We start from the raw sequence: 23,154 nt of genomic DNA, 5'->3' as shown, positions 1-23,154 counted from the left end.
CCTGGATTCCCGCATATACATAACGAGGAATCGCTTAACCGGTTCATTTACAAGGCTTTTAGCAAATATTAAGTTGTTGAAGGACTCGTTATGTGTGCAAATACCTAACGAGGCGACGATGCAGTTAAATCAAGGGTTTTAAGGCTATATCGTTATGTGTTACCGGGAATCCAGGGTATTAATCGTGTACGACAGTTGAAAAGATTGAACTGTTCGTGAGTTACCCCGTTTATTGATAACTTCATAATCAAATGGTTCAATATTGACGGATACCCATTTTTTAAATGTTTGCGCTTCAGCATAGCGGCAACTTCCCGTTCAAGCAAACTTTTACAACGTTTCTTTTTAGCTTCCCGGAGTGACTGATTTTTATCGGTTAGCAATTGAACAAAATAGGTAATATTATTTAATTGTGCGTGATGTTCATCAAAAAAACGAGCCACGTCAAAGGTCACGATATAACGTCTATCATCAATTATAAACTCGCGATAGTATAAAAAAGCGTTTTCGTCAAAGGGGATAAACTCTTGCATTACCATGATTTGCTCATAATTATCTGGAGTAGCTGATTCTGGTATTGCTGTATTGAAAAAATCTGCTTTTTTAATTTCATCACGATCCATTGCAGAAACATACGTCCATTTTTCGCTTTCCAACGCAACAATGTTGTCTGTAGATACCATACCACGATCAAATATCATAGTACAGTTTTTCAGTGCAAATCGAGCTGTAACATCCTCAATCAAAGGTTTAATCGTTGTTATGTCCTGGGTGTTTCCCGGCATAACACGCCAGTAAAAAGGATATCCCTCAGGAGTAATCATTAGCGCAATTACTATTTGTTCGCAATCGGGCCGGTGATCCCTAGAGTAACCAAGTTTGGCGATTACACAACGACTGCCCGTCAAGTAAGACGAGGTGATGTCATAGAAAAACGCATTCTCTGTATGCGGCCATCGGTTTTTAATCTGATGGAAAAGGAAGGTTTGTAGTTCACCTTCTAACGTATACAATCTGTCAAGAGCACGATAAACTTCAAATTTATCAAGTTTAGTAGGATCATCGATACCCAGATAGGCAGGAATAACCGTTTTCTCCATCCAATCCTTGATATTAATTTTTGCTTTTGGGTCGATACATCGGTTAATTACAAGTGCTTCTATCCACTGATCTTTTGAAAAGAATTGATGAAAATGCTACTCGTGCCATAAATGGTTTAATACTGCTACATCAAGATATGCAGCATGCTTGGTCGCGACAATTTGTTCCGTTTTTGAAACAATAATATCCGGATTTTTGTGAGCATTTAGAGTAATTCGTAAACGTTCGGCCTGCTCATCGGACAATGTGCCGACGTTAAATAAAATGCGGTGTTTAACTTTTCCGTCTTCACGATAGGATTCTACTATTTTATAATGACAGTATATTTTATCGTTTCGTTTGAAAGTGGATTTTTTTAGAAACATTGTAGTCCTCCCTTGTTGTTGGGACTACAATAATTATACACAAAAACCTTATATAATCAAGCCTTAAGTGGACTTTTTTAAAAAAGTGTTGGGACTACACTTTATATAAGCTGGATACCCTTTAGGCCTTAGCATTACAGGGTTTGGCAATATATGTCGCCAAACCAGGGTTATTAACGATAAGTTTAGTAAATTCATTTTCAAAACTCTCAATAGCTGAGTCAGATAATAAACTCATATTATCCCAGAATCTTTGGCTTGATAATGACTGTTTTGGGGCTGGCAAGATCCTATAAAGCATTGTTTTATCATACCATTCACCAATTTGGAACTTGCTAACAGGTTTAACGACCCTGTTTATAGCAGCCAGCAGCATATATTCTCCGACACTTAGCCCTTGTTCCCGTTTGTGAGCATACTTATCAATTATTTCAACAACACCAAGCTGCTTGGCAATATCATACAAAGCGCACACAGTGCCAAACTCTAAAACAATACTGTACTTGGGATTTTCCAAATCAGATTTACCTTCAAGAGCCTTAGCAATATCCTCAGCACGCCCAAGATATTTTTGCCGAACAATTCTTGGCTTACCGTTAACTCGGGCAGACTCTACCAGATAGTAATAAAATTGATTTTTTTTCTTCTTTTTAATGATCGAAGCCATGGAAACCTCCCTTTATTATGGTAGGGTAGTACATAACTTCGACACATATGTATAAAATTCCTGCACACAACAAAAAAGTCTTTAAAAATAGGCATTTAGCGACTGAATAAGCCATTAAAAAATGTGAATATGACTTATACGGTAGGGTAATACACTTTTTCCTCATCGGCGCTACTTTTTAATCACAAAAAAGTCTTTTAAAATCAAGGGCTCCGCTAGTTTTTTAGAAAGGAATTTTTGTTCATTTGTTCATAATGACATGCTAATTCGTAAACTCCCGCTAGCCCGGTTTTAAACAGGATGAGAAAAAGGCTGACGACACTGCCGGTCAGAGAAGACATGAACAGCATTTTAATCATCGCATTTCACCTGCTTTTCGATAAAAGCCCTAAGCTCTGCAATGTCCTCTTCCGTTAAGTTTTCATCTTGAAACAGAGTGCTGATCAGACTTTTGGCCGAACCGTTGTAAATCGACCGGATAAAATTCCGCGTCTGCAATTTCTGATAGTCTTCTTCGCTGATTTCCGCCCAGTACTCATGCGCATGAGAACGGCCAAGCTTAACCGATTTCAACACCCCTTTGTCAATCAACCGGCCGGCTAGGGTCAAGATGGTGGTTGTTTTTTTGCCGGGCAGCTTTTCCATTATGTCCTTGGTGGTCAATCTTTCGCCGCTGTCCCATACGATGCGCATAATTTCCATTTCCGCGTTGGTAATATTAACCACAGAAATATCCTCCTTCGTTTCTATGACTTGTTTTTTATTTTACATCTTATAGAAACGAAGAGCAATAGATATTTTGAAAGTTTTAAATATAACTTATTATTTTTTTGACATTCTCCCCATGGCTAAAACCAGACGATTCCGGGGTCGAACCCCGAGGGCAGTACAATCACCTCTAAGCAGTCGCTTACGCCGCTGCCTTACTTTTCTTTTTCTGGACTACCGGTGGTTTCTTACGGGGTGTATTTAGAACCTGCACCCGGTAGGGATTTAAAAATATACCCTTATCCAGGACGGAAAAATCCCCATCCAACCGGTACTTGCGGATGATATTCGCTGCACCGTTGATATCGGCATGAATAGCACAACCGTTTTTTGTTCGATACAACCCCCGCTTAATCCGTCTACCGCTGAAGGTATATTCATTTTTATTCGCGGGATCGTACTCCGGCAAAAAATCCTTATCAAGGAAGCTAGCTTTACTGGTGTAGCTCTCCTCTACCTCAATATAGGTGATACCGTACTTATCGCAGAGGTTTTTCAGAATACGCCGGAACTTCCAGAGGGGGATTTGTACAAAGTTCCGGTTGTTAACGTGGCCAATGTTGACTCCCTGCTTTTGTTCCTTATTTACACCAACTGCCACGGTACCAATCTCCAGGGAGATACTGAATTCTACAATATGTTTGGCAGTTTTCCGCAAGTAGTCGGTGATAAAATTTTCCCGGGATACGGCAAGGGCAGCCAGCTTATGGGTTTCACGCTTAATGTTGTGCAGGTCTTTAATCGACTGCAGCCTGGCTCTTTCTTTGTTATACCACTGGTTGGTGGCCTTAAGATGCTTACCGTCAATTAATAAGACATGCCCGGTGGTGGATGCACAGGCAGTCAGGTTATCTACACCCAGATCTATACCCAGGATGCGGTTGTTATCCAGGGAAGGCAGCATTACTGGCTTGTCATGGTAGAACTCCACTTCAAAGAAGTGGGCCTTATGGGCCGGATTGATGCGTACCTCCCGAACACTGGTTTTATCTAATCGCTCAGGAAACGGAAACCGGATGTCCTTGGCCTCCGGGTGGTCTTTTTCGAATACATTTTAACGGCAACTGAAGGTACCCGGCATTTATGGTTATTGCGTTGGTTGACAGTACCAGTTGAAAGTAGCCGTCTTTTTTCAGGTAGCGTGGGATGCGGACTTTCTCTGCCGGGTACCGTCCCTTAGTCGCTAACCTTTTCAATCCGAGAAAGCTTTTGAAACTTTGAGCAGCTATCCAGATGATCTGCTGGGAAACACCGGCCTGCAGCATCTTAAAGTTTTCATTGGTTTTGCACAGAGCACAGTTTTTGACGTAACTTAGAAGCTTGCCGGTGACAAAGTAGTGCTGCCGTATGTTGTACAGTTATATTTTAATCTCTCATAGGTAGGCTAAAAACAACAACGATCGGTGGAGATGTCAGTGCTATTTACGCATTTCAAACCCTCATAGATATGCTAAAAACCTGCCCTTCCGCAGAAAGGCACGAACAGGAAACTAACATTTCAAACCCGCATGATCTACGCCCACACACGTCAATGAAAATGTTTCATAGCCCTAGAAGTTTCAAAAGGATACGATAATAAAAAAAATGAAAAGAACGGTTGTGTCGTAGGACGTAGGCATTGTGTCAGCTCAGACTACGCGTTTCAAACTGCACCGCAACCCCCACGAGGACATCCTAATGTTGCCCCCATATTGCTCTTATGGGTGAGCACATACACCAATTTACATGCTTCAAGCATAATTTACGGGGTATTGTGGTGCAAACATTCTCTCCCTTTTATATAGATATCATATCTTGTATGGACTCTCGGAATTAGATAAGTCTTGCTGATACTGCAAGAAATTGAGATTGAAAGAATTTAAATAAACTATCCGTTGGTAAAGTTTTTTGAGTGTTCAAATGAAGCAGCATCCAGTTGGCTAAGCGCTTAATTCGACCAAGTGTAGTAGTTGGAGCTTTTTCACCCTTCTTTCCCTTCTCAGGTTTGCGTTTGCGTTTCTGCTTACAAGGCTTTAAGTTTTTTTCAGATGCAGTCCACAGTAGAGCAAAGAAATCATAGAACGTGCCAACGCCGGGAACATCACCTGGTTCAAAACCGCTGAGAATGGCATAAAGGGGAACACGGTACATTTCATCCACCCATGCAGTAATACCGATTTCCGGTTTGGTTAGCAAAAAAAGCAGAAATGAACAGAGCATGGCGGCAGGATCACGGGGAACAGGTCCCCTGACACTGTAGCAATCTTGAAGTAATGTTGCTACTTTAGTCAGGTCCGTAATCCAGAGTTTTGAGATAAGGGGCCAATCCTTATGCACAAGAACGAGCAACCCTCCGGTGTAGTGTTGCCGTAGTTGTTCGATGACAAATTCTTGATAAGTTTCATGCGAAGTAATAACAGGTTTCAAAGCAAAGCACCCCAGAACTTGTAGTAAAGGTAAAAAACACCTTCCGTCGCAATTATGGGGGCGTTTTAAAAATGTCAAGTGTTTTTGGCAAATTTGATTACAATATATTCGCTGCTAATTTCCAGTTGGATACTTGTTAAAATGAAAATCCCCCTATAAAAAGTAGGAGGAATTTAATATATATAGAACCGAAATAATAAATATCGTTATAAATTAAACGCAAAGTCTCTTTTTCACATCTTCCGAACAGCATTTGATTTCCTCTAAAAACGAGTCAACAGATTTTTGAATTTCTGAAGCATTTTTATGAAAGCGATTATAAATAGCTGTATTTTTTAACCATTTCCATAATTCTTCTATGCAATTCAGATTGGGTGAGTAGGGTGGAAGAAATTTCAAAAACAGATGATCCTTATGCTCGTCTAAAAAGTCTTTAAGTAATTTTGCATGATGAACTCTTGCATTATCAAGAACAATGTAAATTCTAGAAATGTCATCTTTTAAAAAATGTGATACCAATTTTTTAAGAAAATCTTTGAATTTTTCTGCATTGATTTTGTCATAATTTACACAAAAAACTTTACCCGTATAGTAGTTTAAAGCACCGTATAATGTAACTTTTGCATGGTGTCCATAGGTCTTAATCTTTTTTTGCTCACCTTTTGGGAACCATGCTCGTTGTAAACCTTGATAATCCCTAATGTGAGATGCATCCACATATAGGAGTATTTCACATTCAGTGAGATTTTTTTAACTCTTCCAGCTCATCTTGAAAAGCTTTTTGTTTTTCCGGATCAGCTTTGGCTAATACATAAGTGGGACGATTATAACGAAAATCCATCTTAAGAAGCATGCGCCAAACACCATCTGATGTATATTTAACGCCGTATGTATCATAAATGTAAGCAGCGAGGGTTTTACAATTCCAAGTAGTATGGGTACTAAAACCAACCTCTGATGGTGATTGTTTCAGTACCTCTTTGACCTCTTCTTTTTGTTCATTGGTTAGCCTTGGCGGTCTTCCCGGCTTTTTTGATACATGAAGCAGTTTTTTAACTCCACCTTCATTAAAGTAAGCAACGTATTTTCTTATGGTTTGTTCACTTATATCAAGATATTCGGCAATCTGCTTTGCTTGTCTCCCTTTCATGACAAGAATAACAGCTTGAACTCTGCATCTTAGTTTATATGGTGTTTCTCTTTTTATCTTATTCAAATCCTCAATGGTTAAATTTTGTGGATTGTTTAAATGCAATTTCCTCATGGTAATAATACCCCTCCCCACACTTGATTCTATTTTACAGGATAGGAGTAAAAATTACCATTACTTTATTAATCACTTCTATATAGATGGTTCAAGCAAAGCTTTGCACCATCTAACTTTGTAAATGCCGAGAGGCTATTATCTATCATAGGGGGTATTTGTATGAACAAAAAAGGAAAACGATAAGAGTTGCGACCTACCATAATGGGTCGGGATAATAATAATTTGAATTATATGTAATAGTTTGTGCTTTAAATGCTTTACCATCAAAATTATAACTTATTTTAATTTGGCCTATGCCTATACCTGCTCTTTGATAAGAAATTATTGGATTTATATATACTACTAACTTATTTTCTTCTATTAAATAAAAATAAAATTCATTAAATATAATATTATCTAACAATGTTTCATTAGGGTCATTGCTTATTTTAATTTCTTCTTCTTTATTGTCTATATTTAATTTAACAGTACTTTCAGTTGTCCCTTTTAAGATTTGTGTTTTTACCCTTTCTTTAATAACATTCAAAGGATTTTCTACCCCTATTTCCTCGAAATTTTCAGGGTTTATTATATTCATCTGTTGGGTTAATACCCCGGTTCCTTCGCCGGTAATTAAAATTACGATTATTTCTTTGTTACCATCATTATTAAGATCATCATAATAAATTTTGGGGAGAAATGAAGGATTGGCCATATTATACCAATCAAAATATTTTCTTTTGCCATCAATGTCCATAATAAAACCTTTGTAGTAACCGTTTTCTTCTGAAAATGGATAAAGTTTGACTTTATTATCCGGAGTATTAGCAACAACACCCAGGTTATCTATAGATACGGAATTATCATTTTGATTCCAACTAACTTTTGCATTCATTGCTTGAGCTACCCACCTTAGAGGTACCATGACTCTCCCATTGATAATTTGAGGGGGAACATCTGGTGAAACAGTCTCACCATTGAGCTTAAGTTTTATCACATCATTAGATCCATATACTTTAGTCGCAAAAATAAGACACAGTGATAAAACGCTTATTACTAATATTTTTTTCACCACTAAAATCCTTTTCTAATTTATCTATTAATTTATAAATATTGTATAAAGCACACTATAGTATTTAATTTAAATAATACTATCATAATCAAGTAATCTCAGCAAGATAAAGAGTGCTTTAAAATATTTAACAATTCAGCAAAGAAAGATCGTGCTTCTTAATATATTACAGTATTCGGATACAGAAATAGCTAATATCTTAAATATTACTAGACAAGCTGTAAACAAAATTAAAAGAAAAGCATTTTATACGCTAAAAATAAAACTAATTAATTACTCTAAATAATTAGTTAAAAGGAATGTTGTTAGCATGGAAGACCTAATTATAGAACAATTAGCAAGTCAGAGTGTTTAGGCAACATTAGCAATGATTATTATTTTTTACATTATTAGGGCCCAAGAAAAACGAGAAGATATTTGTTTTTAAGGGAGATGCAACAATGATTCCAGCAGTTCATAGTTATCCTACATTATTAGTCTTTAAGCGGAGAAAACGGCGGCTTTGATTTTATTTCAAAACCGCCGCTTCGCGTCTACTACTTTTTATAGCGCATGGCTATCCAGCCGCCGAAACAACGGCTCTATTCGTTACTAATATAAGATTCAATACAATAGCCTATTTTATAACTTCAATTCCAGTGAGTTCGCCTTGTCCATCTGCATTAAGCTTGGTATAGTCACGCACAGACTTTATATCCACTTCTCCTTTTCCATCGGGGCTATTAAACTGGCGCATAGACCCTTTGAATTTTCCGCTTTCCAAAGCTTCGCCGTTTGACGACAAAATGTCGATGAATTCCCGGACGAGCTTTCCGTTATAGTAAAGACGATTTTGCTTTTTATCATAAGTTAGACCATACGGTTCATAAACGGAGTACACTTTTGCGAGTTCATCCGGTGTCGTCATACCCGAGCTATAAGCAGCGCTATAAGCGTCTGGCAAGGTGCTCCCCTGCGTTCCCTGTGATAATTCCTGTGCTGCTGACGGAAGGAAACGGCTGATATCTCTTGCATCAAAATCCTCTTGGCTGCTTTGTTCCAGTCCAACCAGCTTTCCGGCTGGATTTATAGAACCGTCAGAATTTTTAATGGGAGCCAAATCCCGCACCGCATGAACATCAACAATCCCATCTTTATCAAAAAAGTCAATGCCTGCTTGATTACCCTCCTCCAAAGGATAAAAATCTTCAAAATACCGAACCAGTTTGCCCTGGTAAGTGAGTTTATTCGTAGTCTTATCATAAATAAGACTATACTCCTTGTACTGCGAAAAGTCTGTTGTTAAGTTTTCCGTAGCTCCATTGTAATTCACATTATAATTCGTCATATTTTGACCGTCATTTGCGGCTGCGGCTAACGTAGCCCCGCTCATTATAATACCTACCAGTACCACACAAAAAACTGCAACACCAGCCTTCTTTCGTTTAGTGTCCATGATTGAAGAAATTCGAGTTTTCATACCTTTTTTACCTCCATAAAAATTAGTTGATAATGCTGTTCGGAGCTTCGCCCCGTTCCTGACAACGCCAATAATGGTTTCACCATACTGCTTGCGCTGCTGAAAATCCGCGCCCTGTAAAACCAGCGCGTCACAGGAGATTTCACATTGTACCGCCGCCGATTTTGCCATAAGGTAAACCACCTGATTAAACCAATGAAGCACGGTTGCCGTCAAAAACAGAGCCTTGTACCAAAGGTCATACCGCTTCAAATGAATTAGCTCATGCTTTAGAATCAGGGATAATTCATCATCAGCAATTTTGACAGGCGGCAGTAAAAATGGCAGGCCGGAAAAATCCAACGAGCATGGGGCTTGTAATGCTCTGGCACATGCTTAACCCTACCTGTGCCTTAATTCCCATTTCCGACTTTAAGCTATCTAAAATCCCCAAGCTCTCTAAATCGGTTACAGGCTCACTCCATCGGCGTACCATCTTGATAAAACGGCCATGCCGCAGAACATGATACACTACAACGCATACAACACCTAAAATCCAAATCGCCGCAAGCACCCACCATAAGGGGATTGTTTTCGGGGCGTTCACTATATCTCCGTATCGGTCATAGTCGGTATGGCATTGATAATTGGCTGCACAGGCGATAAAGGTATATCCGTCATTTGTGCTGGGAGAAACGACAGGTCAATTCGGGGGCGAAAGGGGAATATCCAGCCTGACGCAATCACCAGCCAAACCATATACCGCCACTTCGCGGCATACCGTTTTGACAAAAGGGGTAGTATGGCCGCGTACACAAGCGTTACCAGTGACATAGAAACAGAGCATTGAAGCAGGGTAGTTGAAAAATTTTGCATATCACTCCCCCTTTTCTTTCAGCCACTTTGCCAGTTGGTCAAGGTCGCTGTCCTTTATCTTATTTCCGTTATACAGCGTGGCAACCAAGCTGGCAAAAGAGTTCCCATGAAAACGCTCCATAAAGTCGCCCGTTTCAAATTTCAGGTAGTCCTCCTTGCTGATAAGCGGGAAATAGGTACGCTCTTTCCCGTTTTTTTCAGTTCGGATGAAGCCGCGTTCCACCAGCCGCAACATAAGGGAAATGACCGTCTGCGCTTTCCATTCTCTTTCATTTCCAAGCTGCTGCATAATGATATTAGTTGTGATAGGCGGTTCATTTGCCCACACCACTTTCATAATGTCAAACTCCGTGTCCGGCAGTTTCTTCAGTGTCCCCATAATATCAACTCCTTTTAAGACAATTGCCTACAATGGTATTCTACATTTGCCTTAAATGTATGTCAACCCTTTCAAGAGAAAATTTTCGGCAATTGCAGAAAATCCTTTGATAAGATTCAGAACACATGTTGGGACGATACCAAAAGGCTTCACTTCTCAACCATGAGATTTTTAGCAAAATCAATCCGTATCATAGACGGTTTTTTAAAAATATTTCCATGCCGCGAAGCGCACGGTTTATGGATTGACGCACATTCTTTTCACTCACACCCTCGGCACGGGCAATTTCAGTTTTGCTCATGAGGTGAAAAAGGACGCACTTATAACGTCCCCGACAATTTTCTTTTTATGAAACACGGCGGCTTTGATGTTTGATTTCAAAACCGCCGTTGAGCGAACATTGTGCTAAATTGCCGTCAAAGAAACGGTTTTGTTCATTGCATGATGTCAGCAATCGTGTAGTACAATATAGTCATCATAAAGAAATAGCCGATAACTGTGAACATTCTTATTTCACAAGTTATCGGCTCTGCGCCTTAGCGTCTGGCTCTTTGATAACTGACATATTCAGTTGTCGTACGTTGATCAGTGTCTCCTGTTTGCACTTCGGGCAGAATAGCGGGAAGTTTTCAAGAATTGTGTCTCCGCGTATCCTAATACGAGTTTTGTTTTTTGCAGACAGGACATAATATCCACTCCATTTTCATCTACTATTCACTCTTTCCTTAAAGGACTACTTCGGGCTAAATTGGCCCGAAGTCTCATTACTCTACGTTCAACGTAAACCTATGCATGGCATCCAATGGGAGGTATTCGCTTTTATCAGCGTCAAACGGGTTTTTAACGACCCATCCCATAATTTCATATAGTCCTGCCTCTTCGGGGGCCTTTAGCGTGGCAATTCCACTCACCAATTCGCCATTTTCTACCTTGCATAGAATGAAGTCCTGATTATTGATTTGTACTTGCTCTAATCCCATGGTGATTATAATGGCGACTTCTTCACAGTCCTCATAGCCGCCAGTCTGATACTGTAATTGAAATTCTTCTCCTGCATTTACCGTAATTTCTCTGGTGAGTTTACGTCCGCGCCCATTAATGTCGCTATTGAGAAATAGCCCTGATGATTGGTATTCTGTCACTACCTGGGTTTCTTCAACGGATGTATTTGCTTGATATAAAGAATTATTGGGGGCAAATACAAGTACATGGTCAAGGGCAATGGAATAATGGTTTGACATTTTAAAATCTGCGAGGCTTGTATAAATGTTGCTCCCAGCTGTTAAAATTGCGAGTAAAGTGTGGTTTATACTGGTGTCAACGGGCGTAGCAAGTTTGAATTGATAGGCTTCAGAGAAGTTTTCATCTGCCTGAATAATAAAGGTGTCATATTCCACATCATCCAAAATAATCGGCACTTGCTTATAATCCACAAAAATTTGTAACGATAATTCGCGTTCGGTTCCAGAGTTTTCAACTTCAAAGAACATATCATCATCATACGCATTTAGTGTAATAGTACCGTTCCTATCTTTGTCTTTGCTGTCAGCAGTGTAAAAGTCAAAGTAATATCCGTATGTGTTTTCTGAATAGATGTGCGATAAACCCTCGTCTTTGTCTGTACTTTCCTTATGCATACAACCACATAAAAGCAAAATAAGTATTAGTGTCAAACTGATAAAACATGATATTCGTTTATTCATAAAGTGTATGTACCTTTCAAATTTAGCGTTCCGGGCCAATATTCTTTAAAATTGCCTGATTTGCTTCTGTCTCAGACATTATGACAATGCTTTCCACTTCGTTTGTTTCAGCATTTCTAATGACCCTTATATCAGCATATTTGCCCCATTCATCCGTTTTTGGCTCCATATAGAGCATTGCCGAAAAATCATGCCCTTAGCCAAAACGCACTAATGGAAGCTGTATTTCAATTCCTTATAGGTAGGCTAAAAACTTCACCACCTTTCCGTGGTGTAATATTGTGAAAAAAATTTCAATTCCTTATAGGTAGGCTAAAAACTGTTAGCTACCTTTCGGTGCCGGTTGCCGAAAAACTATTTCAATTCCTTATAGGTAGGCTAAAAACCAATTGTGGATCTGGTCAATCCGCAGTGTTCTGTCAAGATTTCAATTCCTTATAGGTAGGCTAAAAACATTTATTTCCTTATGTATGTTAACTTGCATGTTTTATTTCAATTCCTTATAGGTAGGCTAAAAACAAAATAAAGTACTAGAAACTTTTAAATCAGCTATAATGGACCCAGGAAATCGGACAACAAAAAGGTCGAATTTAAGATACAATTAAGACATGAGAAAAACATACACAGACACCTTCAAAGCTCAAATTGTTCTTGAGCTTCTGAAGGAAGAAAAAACAATTGCTCAAATTGCTTCGGAGTCGGGAGTTCACCCAACTCAGCTTAAAAAATGGAAGACAATGGCAATAGACAAATTGCCAACCCTTTTTTCTGATGAGCACAGGGCAGCCAGAGCAGCAAAGGCAGCTGAGGAGAAGAAGGTTAACGAGCTATACGCCGAAATTGGTCGTTTAACCACGCAATTGACGTGGTTGAAAAAAAAATCTGGCATTAAATCTGACTAAAGAAGAGCGTCTGGCACTGGTAGAACCAGACAATAAAGAAATATCCTTGACTGCACAGGCTGACTTGCTGGGAATAAACCGGACAAGGATCTATTACAAGCCAGCACCTCCTTCCGCAGAAGAAATCGCCATTAGGCATCGCATTGACGAAATATATACACGGCATCCGTATTACGGTTCTCGACGTATTACAGCTCAATTATGCAGAGAGAACATACCCGTAAATCGAAAGAGGGTTCAGCATTATATGCGGGATATGGGATTAGCGGGTATTTGCCCAGGTCCCAACTTAAGTAAACGGAACACAGAGCACCGTGTTTATCCGTATCTATTACGGGGTGTAACAGCCAACCACCCCAACCACATATGGGGTATTGATATTACATATATTCGCCTTAAAGAGGGGTGGATGTACTTGGTAGCCATACTTGACTGGTTCTCCCGCTTCATTATAAGCTGGGAACTTGACCAGGTGTTGGAGATACCATTTGTTCTAGTAGCAGTTAAGCGGGCGTTGGATAAAAAAATGCCCCTAATTTGGAACAGCGATCAAGGTAGTCATTTTACGAGTCCGCAATACACACAACTTCTGCAAAACGCAGGTGTTCTGATCAGTATGGACGGAAAAGGCAGAGCTATAGATAATATCTTTACAGAGCGGCTCTGGCGTTCAATTAAATATGAAGAAGTCTACCTGAACGATTACATGAGCCCCAGAGAGGCACGACGGGGGATCAGACGGTATATAGATTTCTACAACAACGAAAGGCCTCATCAGTCGCTGGATTACAAGACACCGTTTGAAATATATTACTAATTAATTGATTAATTCGAAAGACCGACTGTGGACAGTGACGTCCTGTGGACAACCCTACCAGGTTGACCACAGGACTTGGACAACGCTTTCGCGTTGACCACACTGACCACAACCACGGCGATAAGAAGTAAAACATCATATCAATAATAAAACATCAAGGAAAAGAGAGGGGGTTCCCTTGGTATCTTAAATCATAAAAAAATTTGTCTTGACCAAGGGGTCCACCTTAAGCAGCCGATTTCAATTCCTTATAGGTAGGCTAAAAACAGGAGTTCACGCTTACAAGATAGTCGAAGAGATAAAATTTCAATTCCTTATAGGTAGGCTAAAAACGGTATTTTGGTGTGCTCTGTACAAGTTCCTCGGGAAGAATTTCAATTCCTTATAGGTAGGCTAAAAACTAATCGGCAATACAATAGCTGCTACGCTGAACATAAATTTCAATTCCTTATAGGTAGGCTAAAAACGACGAAAGCATTATTATGTCTGATGGTAAAAAAACAAATTTCAATTCCTTATAGGTAGGCTAAAAACTGTTAATAATATTGTTCCTGAAGAACCATCCCTAAGATTTCAATTCCTTATAGGTAGGCTAAAAACCTGCCCGGGCAGAAGGTGAGAATATATGTCGTAGGATTTCAATTCCTTATAGGTAGGCTAAAAACACACTTAATTTCGGAAACATATTTACCGTATGATGATTTCAATTCCTTATAGGTAGGCTAAAAACTATTACTGGCCGCACAACCATTCTGCCAATTAGCCATTTCAATTCCTTATAGGTAGGCTAAAAACCGAAAGGTACGGTCGCATTTGCTACAAGTCTGAGGGTTATTTCAATTCCTTATAGGTAGGCTAAAAACCCAATAACAAGTTCCACTACACCATTCTTTAGGTCGGATTTCAATTCCTTATAGGTAGGCTAAAAACCTACTTGTGCCCTGATTGACAAAACTTTCAGGCATATTTCAATTCCTTATAGGTAGGCTAAAAACTTGCAGATTATATCAGAGAATACAGTGAAAATGAAAATTTCAATTCCTTATAGGTAGGCTAAAAACCAGTGCTACCACCGGGACACCTGCAAAGACCGTAGAATTTCAATTCCTTATAGGTAGGCTAAAAACGTAGAGTTGCAGCCCGTAATCCTGGCCAAACAGTCTTCATTTCAATTCCTTATAGGTAGGCTAAAAACCAGTTTAACTGTTATAGTCCGGTCAATTCTCTCCGGATTTCAATTCCTTATAGGTAGGCTAAAAACTTAGAAATGCCGTTGGATGCAACTCCGGGAGAAGAATTTCAATTCCTTATAGGTAGGCTAAAAACGTTTGAGCTGGATTAACTTCCAGCCTATTTTATTTTATTTCAATTCCTTATAGGTAGGCTAAAAACTAGAGGAAAGGAAATGACAGAAAAACATTTTCATAATGATTTCAATTCCTTATAGGTAGGCTAAAAACCCTGATTACACAGATGACAAAGATGTGCGATCAGTAAATTTCAATTCCTTATAGGTAGGCTAAAAACTATCCATAGACTGAGCATCTGTGTAGCTTATCCCGTATTTCAATTCCTTATAGGTAGGCTAAAAACCTAGATGGTCTATCTTGTCCTTCCAATAGTCATTATATTTCAATTCCTTATAGGTAGGCTAAAAACGATTTTAACTTTTACAGCCATTGTTCCACCTATGAAAATTTCAATTCCTTATAGGTAGGCTAAAAACCTTTGTTTAACCTTTCGTAACGACGAGCAATGTCCAGATTTCAATTCCTTATAGGTAGGCTAAAAACTGTTTTTGATCCGGGGTTGGTGGCTAAAGTTTTAAAATTTCAATTCCTTATAGGTAGGCTAAAAACGCTTCACAATCAAAAATTCATTGTTCAGAAGAAGATATTTCAATTCCTTATAGGTAGGCTAAAAACTCCTTTTAAATTTATAAGTTTATAAGTTTATATCTAATTTCAATTCCTTATAGGTAGGCTAAAAACTTGAATATTATAAAAAGATGGGAAGCACGTTTTAGTAATTTCAATTCCTTATAGGTAGGCTAAAAACAATACATTTAATTTCTTTTTTAACCTTTTTAGATATATTTCAATTCCTTATAGGTAGGCTAAAAACACTTTTTGTTCTAACTTAAATAAAGTATATTTAATAATTTCAATTCCTTATAGGTAGGCTAAAAACTTATTACATGAAGTTGGGCATGTTGATTATTTAAAATTTCAATTCCTTATAGGTAGGCTAAAAACTATCATTAGAAACTTTTTGTATTGTTTCATTTATAGAATTTCAATTCCTTATAGGTAGGCTAAAAACTATCATTAGAAACTTTTTGTATTGTTTCATTTATAGAATTTCAATTCCTTATAGGTAGGCTAAAAACTCAATTTCTTCTATCATTCCCTCAATTTCCAACTCTGATTTCAATTCCTTATAGGTAGGCTAAAAACGTTTTTTATTAGAAAATAAAAAAAAGCCCCGACCAATATTTCAATTCCTTATAGGTAGGCTAAAAACTAAGCGAAAAGTCAAGAAAAGGAATTATTAAGTCTAATTTCAATTCCTTATAGGTAGGCTAAAAACCTTAATTGCCGGAATGCCGTTAGGCTCAAATGTGAATTTCAATTCCTTATAGGTAGGCTAAAAACAATCATAAAAATCGAACGCACACGCCGGAAGCTCAAATTTCAATTCCTTATAGGTAGGCTAAAAACCTGCGGTGCTTGAAAGACCGATAAAGCCACCCTTGCGATTTCAATTCCTTATAGGTAGGCTAAAAACTAGGAATAGTTTTGGCCAGTTCACAACCGGTTAGGTTATTTCAATTCCTTATAGGTAGGCTAAAAACCGCCCAAGCTCGGCCATATATTTCGTGAATGAACCCGATTTCAATTCCTTATAGGTAGGCTAAAAACTTGCTACAAATAAATTAGTAAAAACACCTGATATAATTTCAATTCCTTATAGGTAGGCTAAAAACCCTTACTTTCGCTCCCGCTTCCTCAGTAGCCAGCGATTTCAATTCCTTATAGGTAGGCTAAAAACGATCATAAACTTTTAATTAACCTCCTTAAAAATTTCAATTCCTTATAGGTAGGCTAAAAACAAGAAACATTGCCGCGTGGCATTTTAGTGCACCAAATTTCAATTCCTTATAGGTAGGCTAAAAACCAATTTTAACCTCGGCAGATTTAAATAATATACGATCATTTCAATTCCTTATAGGTAGGCTAAAAACCATTTACATTTTTAAGACTACCAGTAACTACGCCAAAATTTCAATTCCTTATAGGTAGGCTAAAAACCTATTGGCAAATATAATGGCCATAGCATGAAAGCTAAATTTCAATTCCTTATAGGTAGGCTAAAAACATATGATGAACTAAGAAAGCGTGACAACACTTCTTTATTTCAATTCCTTATAGGTAGGCTAAAAACGGGCTCAGCAAGATGGCGATATTGAGATTATTGGCAAATTTCAATTCCTTATAGGTAGGCTAAAAACAAGAGATGCAGAGCCGGATGAAGTAGCGGAAGCTGCATTTCAATTCCTTATAGGTAGGCTAAAAACTGGCGCTAGTGCTGCCAACGATATCGCCGTTCAGTATTTCAATTCCTTATAGGTAGGCTAAAAACTTAGGTGAGGTGATTTCTTGTGCCGTTTCCTGAAAATAATTTCAATTCCTTATAGGTAGGCTAAAAACCCACTAAAACCTTAGAATATCTACTTTTAAGTCTACATCAAATAAACAGTTAAAACAAGTATTTTACTTAGCATTATTCATCAAAAGTTAGATATGTTAGTACCTAAAGGCCACAAAACAATGTCGTCGATCTGCCGGAAAATTTACACTACCGGGGATCGACGACAATACTCAGCACTTACTTGAGAGTAAATTATATATCGGTCTCAAAACTTTTTTATGAATTTCGCAAAAAAAGGACGGGCCCTAAGCCCGTCCGCTTGCACTTCAGTCTCAAATCACCGAACTATCCACAACCAAACCCTTCTTAATCAGCCTATTCCTTCTCCGTTCATGCCAGTTGTGCTTCCAATCATCAATAATAGTATATACCACCGGAATAACAAATAGTGTAAATACCGTTGAGCTCAAAAGTCCTCCGATTAGCACCACTGCCATCCCACTGCGGTTTTCCGCGCCCTCGGTTAAAGACAATGCTGTAGGCAGCATGCCGAAAACCATGGTTATAGTAGTCATAATAATCGGCCTTAGCCTGGTGGTAGCTGCCTCGACCAGGGCCTCTCTCAGTGTTTTACCTTGCGCCATCATGGTATGAGTATAGTCAATCAGCAGAGTACCGTTTTTAGCTACCAGGCCATCCAGCATAATTACACCAATAATCGTGAACAGGTTTAAATTATAGCGGAAAATGGCCAGTGCAACCAGTGCTCCCATAATACCCAGAGGAAGTGAAAGCATCCTGATAAAGGGCGTGGTGAAGGACTCGTATAGCATAACCAGTACCATGTAAACCAGGAGAATAGATAACAGGAGAGCTGCCGCCAGTTCTTTGAAACTGTCATTCATGTTCTGGTCCTGGCCCGAATAAGTTATAGAAAAACCGGGCTGCAATTTTATTTCAGCCAGTTTTACCTTAACTTCCTGCATAAAATCACTTAATACCCGATCCCTGACGTTACAGGTAACATTAATAGCTCTCTGCCTGTCAACACGGCGTATATCCCTGGGCCCGCTGCCAAAATCAATATCTGCCACCTGTCCCAGCGATACAGGAGTATTGCCTGAGGCAATTTTTATATCTTTCAGAGAACCGACATCCTGTTTGCTGGCCCCGTCCAGCCGTACCACTATATCTACATCCCGGTCACCGTCGTGATAAACACCGGCAGTCTCACCGTTAATCGAGGCTCGAACTGTACGCGCCACATCATTGACCGAAAGATCGTAATAAGCAGTGCGCAGGTGATCAACCCGCACCTGTATCTCAGGCTGTCCCAGTCTCCAGTTGGTGTTTGGATCAGCCGCACCGGGCGTACTCGCAACCACACCCTTTACCTGGTCAACAAGTTGAAGCAGCTTTTCCGGGTCTTTTCCGGAAACTACAATCTGCACCGCAGAACCGCCTCCGCCGCCACCCATTGAGTCAGATTCAGTTACGAAAACTCTGCCTTCTTTAAAAGATTTGCTCCACTTTCTGATGCCGTCAGCCACTTCCCAGACTGAGCGTTCCCGCTCAGTTTTAGGATACAACTGCAAACTTATTCGCCCTGTATTAGAACCGGTAGATGCTCCCCTGCCGCCGCCACCGCCAACTGAAGTTTGATAAAACTGCAATTCCGGCACTTTACTCAAGTATGCTTCCAGTTTTCTAACAGCAGCATCTGTTTTACCTATTGGGGTACCTATGGGCATTTCCAGGGAAACCGATATTTGACCCTGGTCAGTTTTGGGCGCAAATTCCATGCCCACCAGTTTTAACGGTATAACAGTCAAGCTCAGCAAAAAAGCCAGCACTGAAAAGGCTAATACCTTTTTCCTGTTATTAAAAGACCAATCCAGTTGCTTTAGATATGCTTGTTTAACTTTACGTCCCAGAGGTATCGTGTGTTTCCAAATAAAAGCAAAGATGGACTGCCTTTTTTTCTGCAGAACCTCCGGTGATGAATGTTCTTGTCCTTCTCCGCTCTCAGGATTCAACTTCTGTTTATACAGGCGAGAAGCCAGCATAGGGGTCAAAGTAAAAGATATGAAAAGGGAAAACAAGGTAGCAAAAACCACTGTCATGCCAAACTGGCGAAAAAACTGTCCGACCATACCGTTCATAAGGGCTATAGGCATAAAAACTACAATATCCGACATGGTAATAGCTATAGCTGCCATACCAATTTCCCGCCTGCCTTCTATTGCAGCTTCATAAGGCGACTTGCCCATTTGTACATGCCTGTGTATATTCTCCAGCACCACTATAGAGTCGTCAACCAAAATACCGATACAAAGTGCCAAACCCATCAGCGACATCATATTGAAGGTAAAACCACTGAAATACATCATCATTACTGTAGCAATCAGAGATGTAGGTATAGCCAGCATAACTATTAAGGTAGATCGCCACTGGCGCAAGAAAATAAACAAAGCCAATCCGGTAGTGATAATACCTTCCAATATATTAGACCATGTACCATTAAGTGATCTCTGTACATAATCGGAAGAATCGTTAGATATAATTAACTCGCTGTCTGTAGGCAGCTCTTTTTTTATGACATCGAGTTCATTTTTAACGGTCTTGCCTACTGCCACAACACTGGCATCACTTTGTTTATATATTTGTATAGAAACTGCATCTGTTCCGTTTAATCGGCTGAATGCCCGTACTTCCTGGTAACCTTCCGTTACGGTAGCTATATCTTTTAACGGTACAGGGTAACCGGAGGAAGTAGGTATATGGATAGCAGCTATATCATTAATGCTGCGAAACTGCCCCAAAACCCTTAGATTATATTCCGCTTCCGGGCGATCTATACGACCGCTGGGATCATCCAGGTTTTCCTCTTCAAGACGGCTGATTACCTGGTTTAATGTCAGTCCATAACCTTCCAATCTCGTCTTATCAATATTGATTTGTATCTCTCTTTGCTGTCCGCCGCTTATAGCAACTTCCGTCACACCTGTTAAACGCTGCAATCTCTCTTTAACAATGTCGTTAGCCAAGTCATAAATTTCATACTGGGGTCTCTTGCTGCTTAACGAGAGGGTCATAATCGGCTGATCATTCATATCTCTTTTAATAACTACCGGGTCACCGGCACCGTCAGGAAATCGCCCGCTAATAGCGTCAACTTTCTTTTGAACATCAATAGCTGCCTCATCCGCGTCAGCAGTTAAATCAAACTCAAGAGAAACGTTGGCCCGCCCAACAGATGCCATTGAGTTTATATGCTTTAACTGGCTCAGAGATGCCAGGTTTTCTTCAATTGGCTTAATAATCTGTGTCTCGATTTCTTCCGCCCCGGCTCCTGGATATGATACTGATACAGTGACATAGGGAGTGTTGATGGCAGGAAATAATTCAGTACCGATACGCCCATATGTATATAGCCCCAGCACTACAAAAAACATGATGACCATAGTCATCATAGCCGGCCTCTTAATGGATAGTTCCGTAATATGCACCTTTATTACTCCTTTATAATTGGACGCTAAAGATTATGTGTTGCTTAAATCGATAATGTATCTATAGTGGCAGAGTTAAACAAAAGACACTGCCCTCCGACGAGGTTCTCAATAAAAACAGATCCCCTCCGTGGGCCCGTGACAACATCCTGCTGACCGTTAAACCCAATCCCAACCCCCGTGGCTTCATTTTTTTACCTTGTCCACGGTAAAACCTTTCGAATATATACTCCCTGTCTGCTTCTTCAATCCCTTTTCCGTTGTCCTCGACATCTATCTCGATGTTGTCCTCACCTACCCGCAGCACGATTTTAATTACTGTAGCAGAAGCTTTCTGGCTGTTGCTAAATAAATTCAGAAAAACCTGCCGCAGGCGGCCCCTGTCACCTGTCATCCATACTTCCTGGTCCAAACCTTTCCTGTCAAAGCTAATCTGCTCATAACCTGCTAAAATACTGACCTGGCATATAACTTCATCTAATAAGCCTAATAAATTAAAGTATTCTTTTTCAATAGGTTCCGCACCTGCTTCAAATGTAGAAAAATCCAGTAAATCCTCAACCATTTGCTGCAATCTAATTGATTCATTTAACGAAATATACAAAAACTCGTCTGCTTCCGGTCCAGTCACAACTTTACCATGCACCGCCTGAATCATCCCCCGGATAGAGGTAACAGGCGTACGCAGTTCATGTGATACACCTGCCAGGAGATCCGCTCTCATGCGCTCCAGCTGCTTTAATTGAAAGGCCATATCACTAAAAGACGTCACAAGCTGCTGCAGTTCACGCTCCTTCAGATTTTGAGGCAGACGAGGTTCATAATGACCGGAGGCAATTGCCTGCGCAGCCCCGGCAATTGCCAGCAGAGGACGGGTAAGCTTTCGAGATAGAAAATACAATACCAGCCAGCCCGCCAGCACGATAATAGCAATAATTAAAAATATGGAAATATGCATAAAGTGTAAATCTGCCAGCAAACCGCTCGCCGGAATACTTATATATAAAGCACCGGTGATTATTCCTTTTTGATATAAAGGCACACCTACTCGCAGCCAGGTGAGATTGCCAATTTTAAATTGCTCACGAATCTTTTGCCCGGCCAATATTTGACCATTCAGTTTAGACAGATTGTTTATCGCTGCCGCATTTTTGTTGCTGGCTTTATCTTTCCTGATGGTTTGAATATTTCCGGCGCGATCCACTATCTGCACCAGGAACAGTTCCGAACGTATTTCTCTTGTGCGGTTCATATTTCTGGGCAACAAGTTTTGTCCGGCAGTATCTTCATAAATTTCAGCCAGCTTTTCAGCCCTTACTTCTAAAATCTGGTAACGATTATCATAGACAGTCAGCCTGATCCAGATAACGGCAATGACAGCCAGCAGCAACAGGCAGGACATCAGCACCAGAAAATAAAAGCGTGTCCAATAGGTTAATAAGGGTACGGTTTTTATATCTTTCTTGCTACTTCTGTTTAACACTTAACATATACCCCGTTCCTCTCACGGTAGCTATCTCCCCTTCAGACGACGGCCAATCCTTCAATGCCTGCCGCAACCTTTTAACCGCCACGTCTACAGCGCGATCTCCCCCGTCATAATCAATACCCCAGACATAATCCAGAAGCTGGGTTCGGCTGAAAACCTGGTTGGGATGGCGCACCAGAAAGGACAACAAGTCCCAGTCCCTTCTGGCTAAGCTGATATTTCTCCCTTTTAACACCGCATTGCAAGATGTAAAGTCTACAGTCAAATGGCCGAATTGGACCAGATCGGCCTCTACAATTCGCGCCGGCCTTCGCAGCACGGCTTTCACCCGGGCCACCACTTCATCAGGGTCAAAGGGTTTTGCGATGTAATCATCAGCTCCCAAGTGAAAGCCCTGCAGGCGATCTTTAACAGCCCCCCTGGCAGTAATTACAATAACCGGACAGGTACTGGTTTTGCGAATCTTCTCCAACACACTTAGCCCGTCCTGTCCCGGCAACATTAAATCCAGCAGCAGCAATGAAGGATTGATTTCTGAAAACTTAAGCAGGGCTTCCTCCCCATCTGCAGCTATGTATGTACTAAAGCCGGCCTTTTCCAGATATGCCCTGAGTACAAGAGCTATTGGAGTCTCATCCTCCACTACCATCAGTGTCTGCATAGCTACCCCCTGACGCTAATATTTAACACCAAAAACCCCGGCTATAACCGGGGCTTTTAAATTTTTTAAAACCAATTTCTTATCACTATATTTTAACACTTTTT

At 40.0% G+C, this 23,154-nt stretch carries 19 protein-coding genes, 3 pseudogenes and 2 CRISPR repeat arrays; of the genes and pseudogenes, 2 read left to right on the top strand and 20 right to left on the bottom strand.

The annotated features are described in order from the left end of the window. Positions 1–180 precede the first annotated feature (180 nt). The 10 genes and pseudogenes from DTOX_RS10035 to DTOX_RS09995 form a co-directional block, all read right to left on the bottom strand. A pseudogene (locus DTOX_RS10035) lies at positions 181–1,466 on the bottom strand (IS1634 family transposase); the annotation flags it as partial. 154 nt (positions 1,467–1,620) lie between these two features. Next, positions 1,621–2,133 (bottom strand): annotated as a pseudogene (locus tag DTOX_RS10025) (IS1634 family transposase); the annotation flags it as partial. A gap of 215 nt (positions 2,134–2,348) precedes the next feature. Then, positions 2,349–2,492 (bottom strand): hypothetical protein, encoded by a 144-nt coding sequence (locus DTOX_RS22955; RefSeq protein WP_015757571.1) that lies wholly within the window; start codon positions 2,490–2,492, stop codon positions 2,349–2,351. After that, positions 2,485–2,859, bottom strand: coding sequence for a BlaI/MecI/CopY family transcriptional regulator (locus DTOX_RS10020; protein WP_015757570.1), 375 nt, complete (start codon positions 2,857–2,859; stop codon positions 2,485–2,487). Before DTOX_RS10020 ends, DTOX_RS22955 begins: the two co-directional genes overlap by 8 nt. A gap of 184 nt (positions 2,860–3,043) precedes the next feature. After that, positions 3,044–3,832 carry an RNA-guided endonuclease InsQ/TnpB family protein gene (locus DTOX_RS24305; protein WP_242652588.1) on the bottom strand — a complete coding sequence of 263 codons (789 nt, stop codon included), beginning with the start codon at positions 3,830–3,832 and terminating at the stop codon, positions 3,044–3,046. 67 nt (positions 3,833–3,899) lie between these two features. Beyond that, complete coding sequence (locus tag DTOX_RS24300) at positions 3,900–4,166, bottom strand: hypothetical protein (RefSeq protein WP_052292933.1); 267 nt, start codon at positions 4,164–4,166, stop codon at positions 3,900–3,902. A gap of 547 nt (positions 4,167–4,713) precedes the next feature. After that, a complete protein-coding gene (locus DTOX_RS10010; protein ID WP_052292932.1) occupies positions 4,714–5,307 on the bottom strand; it encodes a hypothetical protein in 594 nt (197 codons plus the stop codon). A gap of 213 nt (positions 5,308–5,520) precedes the next feature. Then, positions 5,521–6,024: an IS630 family transposase gene (locus DTOX_RS24295; protein ID WP_242652587.1), complete on the bottom strand. Its 504-nt coding sequence runs from the start codon at positions 6,022–6,024 to the stop codon at positions 5,521–5,523. Between the two features lie 19 nt (positions 6,025–6,043). Beyond that, complete coding sequence (locus DTOX_RS24290) at positions 6,044–6,571, bottom strand: IS630 family transposase (RefSeq protein ID WP_042315661.1); 528 nt, start codon at positions 6,569–6,571, stop codon at positions 6,044–6,046. A 196-nt stretch (positions 6,572–6,767) separates the two neighbouring features. Beyond that, on the bottom strand, positions 6,768–7,625 hold the full coding sequence (locus DTOX_RS09995) for a copper amine oxidase N-terminal domain-containing protein (RefSeq protein ID WP_157862909.1): 858 nt from the start codon (positions 7,623–7,625) through the stop codon (positions 6,768–6,770). 106 nt (positions 7,626–7,731) lie between these two features. On the opposite strand from DTOX_RS09995, the gene DTOX_RS22950 reads away from it, so the two are divergent. After that, positions 7,732–7,911 (top strand): RNA polymerase sigma factor, encoded by a 180-nt coding sequence (locus DTOX_RS22950; protein ID WP_157863087.1) that lies wholly within the window; start codon positions 7,732–7,734, stop codon positions 7,909–7,911. Between the two features lie 330 nt (positions 7,912–8,241). Here DTOX_RS22950 and DTOX_RS09990 read toward each other — a convergent pair whose 3' ends face one another. From DTOX_RS09990 to DTOX_RS22945, 7 genes and pseudogenes are all read right to left on the bottom strand, one after another. Beyond that, positions 8,242–9,426: a M56 family metallopeptidase gene (locus tag DTOX_RS09990; protein ID WP_052292931.1), complete on the bottom strand. Its 1,185-nt coding sequence runs from the start codon at positions 9,424–9,426 to the stop codon at positions 8,242–8,244. Continuing rightward, a complete protein-coding gene (locus DTOX_RS24805; protein WP_278184583.1) occupies positions 9,377–9,670 on the bottom strand; it encodes a M56 family metallopeptidase in 294 nt (97 codons plus the stop codon). The genes DTOX_RS09990 and DTOX_RS24805 overlap by 50 nt, the downstream gene beginning before the upstream one ends. After that, entirely contained in the window at positions 9,670–9,939 is a 270-nt protein-coding gene (locus DTOX_RS21485) for a hypothetical protein (protein WP_052292930.1), read from the bottom strand. Before DTOX_RS21485 ends, DTOX_RS24805 begins: the two co-directional genes overlap by 1 nt. Before the next feature lies 1 nt (position 9,940). Then, positions 9,941–10,318, bottom strand: coding sequence for a BlaI/MecI/CopY family transcriptional regulator (locus DTOX_RS09980; RefSeq protein ID WP_015757566.1), 378 nt, complete (start codon positions 10,316–10,318; stop codon positions 9,941–9,943). A 520-nt stretch (positions 10,319–10,838) separates the two neighbouring features. After that, positions 10,839–11,025 (bottom strand): annotated as a pseudogene (locus DTOX_RS22165) (cysteine-rich KTR domain-containing protein). A gap of 57 nt (positions 11,026–11,082) precedes the next feature. Then, positions 11,083–11,955: a hypothetical protein gene (locus DTOX_RS09975; RefSeq protein WP_242652585.1), complete on the bottom strand. Its 873-nt coding sequence runs from the start codon at positions 11,953–11,955 to the stop codon at positions 11,083–11,085. 88 nt (positions 11,956–12,043) lie between these two features. After that, on the bottom strand, positions 12,044–12,190 hold the full coding sequence (locus DTOX_RS22945; RefSeq protein WP_157862905.1) for a hypothetical protein: 147 nt from the start codon (positions 12,188–12,190) through the stop codon (positions 12,044–12,046). Between the two features lie 55 nt (positions 12,191–12,245). After that, positions 12,246–12,540: a CRISPR direct-repeat array (repeat unit 30 nt; unit sequence ATTTCAATTCCTTATAGGTAGGCTAAAAAC). Positions 12,541–12,629: 89 nt separating this feature from the next. Here DTOX_RS22945 and DTOX_RS09965 point away from each other — a divergent pair. Then, positions 12,630–13,740, top strand: a protein-coding gene (locus DTOX_RS09965) for an IS3 family transposase (protein WP_015757564.1) whose coding sequence is annotated in 2 segments (ribosomal slippage) — positions 12,630–12,902 and positions 12,904–13,740 — 1,110 coding nt in all. Because the reading frame shifts where the segments join, the coding sequence is not laid out codon by codon here. 237 nt (positions 13,741–13,977) lie between these two features. Beyond that, positions 13,978–17,450: a CRISPR direct-repeat array (repeat unit 30 nt; unit sequence ATTTCAATTCCTTATAGGTAGGCTAAAAAC). 273 nt (positions 17,451–17,723) lie between these two features. Here DTOX_RS09965 and DTOX_RS09960 read toward each other — a convergent pair. The 3 genes from DTOX_RS09960 to DTOX_RS09950 form a co-directional block, all read right to left on the bottom strand. Continuing rightward, entirely contained in the window at positions 17,724–20,900 is a 3,177-nt protein-coding gene (locus DTOX_RS09960) for an efflux RND transporter permease subunit (RefSeq protein WP_015757563.1), read from the bottom strand. Positions 20,901–20,961: 61 nt separating this feature from the next. Then, on the bottom strand, positions 20,962–22,383 hold the full coding sequence (locus DTOX_RS09955; RefSeq protein WP_015757562.1) for a sensor histidine kinase: 1,422 nt from the start codon (positions 22,381–22,383) through the stop codon (positions 20,962–20,964). After that, positions 22,367–23,050 (bottom strand): response regulator transcription factor, encoded by a 684-nt coding sequence (locus DTOX_RS09950; protein WP_015757561.1) that lies wholly within the window; start codon positions 23,048–23,050, stop codon positions 22,367–22,369. The genes DTOX_RS09955 and DTOX_RS09950 overlap by 17 nt, the downstream gene beginning before the upstream one ends. Positions 23,051–23,154: the final 104 nt, after the last annotated feature.

Origin of the sequence: Desulfofarcimen acetoxidans DSM 771, from assembly GCF_000024205.1 — a bacterium.
Classification (GTDB): domain Bacteria; phylum Bacillota; class Desulfotomaculia; order Desulfotomaculales; family Desulfofarciminaceae; genus Desulfofarcimen; species Desulfofarcimen acetoxidans.
Note: the sequence above shows the minus strand (reverse complement) of the source record. Positions and strands in the feature narration are given on the sequence as shown.